At 62.7% G+C, this 3,916-nt stretch carries 4 protein-coding genes; 1 reads left to right on the forward strand and 3 read right to left on the reverse strand.

Translation table 11 applies throughout. The annotated features are described in order from the left end of the window. From ELR45_RS38320 to ELR45_RS18435, 3 genes are all read right to left on the reverse strand, one after another. A partial coding sequence (locus tag ELR45_RS38320) for a carbohydrate ABC transporter permease (protein ID WP_205856835.1) occupies positions 1-539 on the reverse strand: 539 nt, incomplete at its 3' end. A gap of 1 nt (position 540) precedes the next feature. Beyond that, positions 541-1,482, reverse strand: coding sequence for a carbohydrate ABC transporter permease (locus ELR45_RS18430; RefSeq protein ID WP_205856836.1), 942 nt, complete (start codon positions 1,480-1,482; stop codon positions 541-543). Positions 1,483-1,578: 96 nt separating this feature from the next. Next, on the reverse strand, positions 1,579-2,859 hold the full coding sequence (locus ELR45_RS18435; protein ID WP_129667695.1) for an ABC transporter substrate-binding protein: 1,281 nt from the start codon (positions 2,857-2,859) through the stop codon (positions 1,579-1,581). 278 nt (positions 2,860-3,137) lie between these two features. Between ELR45_RS18435 and ELR45_RS18440 the strand changes: the two genes are divergently transcribed. Continuing rightward, positions 3,138-3,916 (forward strand): DeoR/GlpR family DNA-binding transcription regulator (locus ELR45_RS18440; protein WP_165367897.1); only part of this gene is annotated, 779 nt, incomplete at its 3' end.

Below are 3,916 nucleotides of genomic sequence, written 5' to 3' on the forward strand. Positions count from 1 at the left end.
TCGACCTTGACCGCCTCGTCGAGTTCTCGTGGCAGTGTGTTGAAGTACCCCGTCAGCATGATGATGGCGTACGGCAGCGTGAACACCATGTAGGTGAAGATCAGACCCGGGTAGGTGTTGTAGAGGCCCAACCCCACCATGAGACCGAAGTACGGGATCAGCAGCGTGATGGGTGGGAGAGCTTGCACGCTGATCACGATGATGTTGAGGAACCGTTTGAAGGGGAACTCGTACCGGCTGAACGCATAGGCCGCGAACACAGCCAAGATGAGCGTCAGCACGGTCACGGACAGGCCGATCACATAGCTGTTGAAGAAGAACCGCAACTTGACCGGATCGGTCAGAATGGTCGTGTAAGCATCCAGTGAGAAGTTCTCGGTGATGACCCGCGGTGGAAACTCGAATATCTCCGTATTGGACTTGAACGAGCTCAGCGCCATCCACACCACCGGGAATCCGGCGAACGCGGCGCCGAGCACGAGCCCCAGGAGAACTCCCGCCTTCTTCATGTCCCGTCGCACGACGGTGCTCTGATTCATGTCAGTCCCGTGCTTTCTGGTGCTGGACGTAGAAGAAGGCCAAGATCATCGACAAGACAAGGACGACGACCGCGCTCGCCGAAGCCATGGAGTATTCGTATCGGCTGAACGCGAGCTTGTAGGTGAACGTACTGAGCATCTCCGTGACGTTGATCGGCCCGCCACCGGTGGTCATCCAGATGAGCGCGAACTGCTGCGTCGTCCAGATGAAGTCCAGCAGCACCATGCTGATGATGATCGGCCTGAGCTGCGGAATGGTGACATGCCAGAACTGATGGAAGGCGCTCGCCCCGTCGACCCGCGCGGCCTCATACAGGTTCTTCGGTATCCCTTGCAGTCCGGCCAGCAGGCTGATCATGAAGAACGGGTAGCCGGCCCAGATGTTGATGAACGTGATCGCGTGCAGGGCGGTGTCCGGGTTGGCCAGCCACTCGACCTTGGAGTCGATGAGGCCGGCGATGTCCAGCAGGTAGTTGACCACTCCGTTGGGGTTGAGCAGAAGCCGCCACAGCACGGCGATGATCGCGACGGTGAACAGCCACGGCAGGACGTAGATCATCCGGAACACGGCCCGCACACGCCGGCCCACCAGCGGGCTGTTCAACATCAATGCGAAGGCCAGCCCCAGCACGAGGTGTGCAGCGACGCTCACACCGGTGAAGTACACGGTGTTGCGCACGGCCGTATGGAACACCGGGTCCGTGATGACCTCGACGTAGTTCTCGAGCCCCACGGACTCAGGGTTCGGGTTGGTGATGACGTTGTCCTGCACCGAGTAGCCGATGACCATGACGATGGGTACGACCATCAGCAGGATCATCAACAGGACTGTCGGCAGCAGATACAGGTACGGCGTCAGGTGCCGCCGCAGCCCTCGCCGCGCCCGAGAGGGCGGAGAGCTGGCCGCGGTCTGCTGCACCCTCGGCGGTGGTGGTGCGCTCAACGTGGACAAGGCAGCCGTCTCATGGGGTCATCCGCCGCACCAGGCCCTGGACGTACCAGGCCCGGTGCGGCAGCGCGAACACGTTCATGGGTCTCGTCAGAACTCTTCGACCCAGCGGGCCTGCGCGGCGTCGAGTGCGTCGGGGATGGACTGATCGCCGTTGAGGGCCCCTTGGAACTCCTCGCCGAACATGCGCATCAGCTCCTCGGCCACCGGCAGGCCGGTGAACTCGTTGGCTGGATAGCCGCTTTGGTAGATCTCGAACGCCGTCGCGAACATCTCGTCGTCCTCGACGAAATCCGGGACCGCGGAGGTGTTGCCTGGGAACGCATTCGCGAGCGAGGAAAGCTCAGCGTTCGTCTCCTCACTCATGAGGAACTCGACCAGTCTCCACGCCTCGGCCTTGTGCTCGCTGTTCTCGGCCACGCCGATCCCCCACGAGGCGTACGGAATGCCTCGTTCGCCGTCGTAGGAATCCTCGGCCGGAATGGCGGAGACACTGAACTGGAGATCGGGGTTGGTCTCGCGGATGGTGTTCACGTGTGCGAGAGAGCTGATCATCATGCCGACGCGGGCGTTGGTGAACTCCTCGACCTTGTCCTGCTCTTTCATGGTGAAGGCACCGGGCGATATCACCCCCGCGTCCCACAGCTGACCGACGTACTCCGCGGCACTGGCGACTTCGGCGTTGGTCAGGTCAGGCTGGCCGTCGGCCAGCATGCTCCCGCCCGATGCCCACACCCATGACATGACGTCGTTCTGAACTCCGTTCGGCGCTTCCAGGGACAGCGGAAGAGCCCATCCGCTGACGTCGTCACCGAGACCGGCGACGGCCTCCGCGGCCGTGATGAACTCGGTGCGGTTCGCCGGCGGCGCATCGATGCCGGCCTCGGCGAGGAGCTCATCGTTCGTGATCAGCGGGTAGACGAAGTTGACGACCGGTATCATGTAGGTCGCGCCGTCGATCTGGATCTGGGACGCAAGTTCGCTCTCGTCATAGCCCGCCTCGGCCATGAGATCGGTGAGACTCGTGATAGAGCCCTGATTGCTGAAGTCGCTGACCCAGGCACCATCGAGGCCGACGACGTCGGACATGGTGCCTGATGCGGCTCCGGCCACCACCTGTTCCTTGGTCGACGCATAGGGCCCGCTGAGGAGCTCAACTTCGATGCCGGGATTCTGCTCCTCGAACTCGTCCATGAGCTCGCGCAACGAACCGTCCGGGAGCTCGGGCTCCCACCACTGCGCGAACTCGATCGTGACTGTGCCGCCCGATGCGCTTTCGTCCGACTCTCCGCCGCATGCTGCGGTCAGGGCGATCACCGACGCGCCGACGAGCGCATAGATTCGCCTTCTAGTAGGAGCACCGTTGCCCATCTGTCCACTCTCCCTGGATGGTTTGCGAGATCATGCAAATTGATGCGTGTTTCTGCAAGTCCTCGGTCAACATAGCCTTCGGGAACATGCCCGTCAAGAGGAGACACCTGGAGGCGATGAGAGTAAAGAGCGTCGGCTCTTCACACGAAACTCAGCCGGGCTGGGATTATGACCAGCGGCTATACCCACTGACCTCAATGTCGGTGCTCCAGCTAGAGCAGCAGACCACCGGCCGTCGATCATGCATGTATGTGCGTATGTATGCTAGAAATCTACTTATGGCCGAAGACTTCAATGTCGCCGACGACGCCTCAGGACAGACCCGGCGCTTGCCCGCGGGACGCAAGGCAGAACTTGCCTCCTACGTGGCCGAGGTCGGCCAGGTCACGGTCGCAAAGCTGGCCGAACGTTTCAGCGTCTCGTCCGACACGATCCGCCGGGATCTGGACCAGCTCGATGCCGATGGCCTGCTCATTCGCACCCACGGAGGGGCTGTCGGCCTCTCGGCCGTCCCCCGGCCCGATACCGGCCTCGACGTACGGATGCGCCTACAGACCTCTGCCAAGGAGCAGATCGGAGCGCTGGCCGCGAGCCTCGTGGAGGACGGCTCAGCTGTGGTGATAGATGCTGGAACCACCACGCTGGCCGTCGTGCGCCACCTTCGCGACCAGCGCGAACTCACGATCGCCACCAACAGCTTGCGCATACCCGCGGAGATCTCGCCGGACGTGTACCGGGACCTCTACGTCTTCGGTGGACAGGTTCGCCTGAGCGCCCAAGCCACCGTCGGCCCCGTCAGTTTTCACGCGGCGCCGGGTGGCAGCGAGGTCGACGTCCGGTTCGATCTCGCGCTCATCGCGGTAGGCGCCGTCCATCCCGACAGCGGATTCTCAACCAGCAACCTCGGCGAGGCCGCCATGATGGCCGAGATGATGGACCGCGCCACTCGGGTCGCCGTCCTCGCCGACCACTCGAAGTTCGGCCGGCGTCTCTTCGCGCAGATCGCCGACCTCGATCGCGCCGACTACCTGATCACCGACGACGAGCCACCCCCGGA

The sequence above is a fragment of the Phytoactinopolyspora endophytica genome (genome assembly GCF_004138495.1).
Lineage (GTDB): Bacteria > Actinomycetota > Actinomycetes > Jiangellales > Jiangellaceae > Phytoactinopolyspora > Phytoactinopolyspora endophytica.

Bases quoted from the DNA above. Each gene is read 5' to 3' on its own strand.
- ELR45_RS18435 (WP_129667695.1), bottom strand. From the start codon at position 2,859: ATGGGCAACGGTGCTCCTACTAGAAGGCGAATCTATGCGCTCGTCGGC.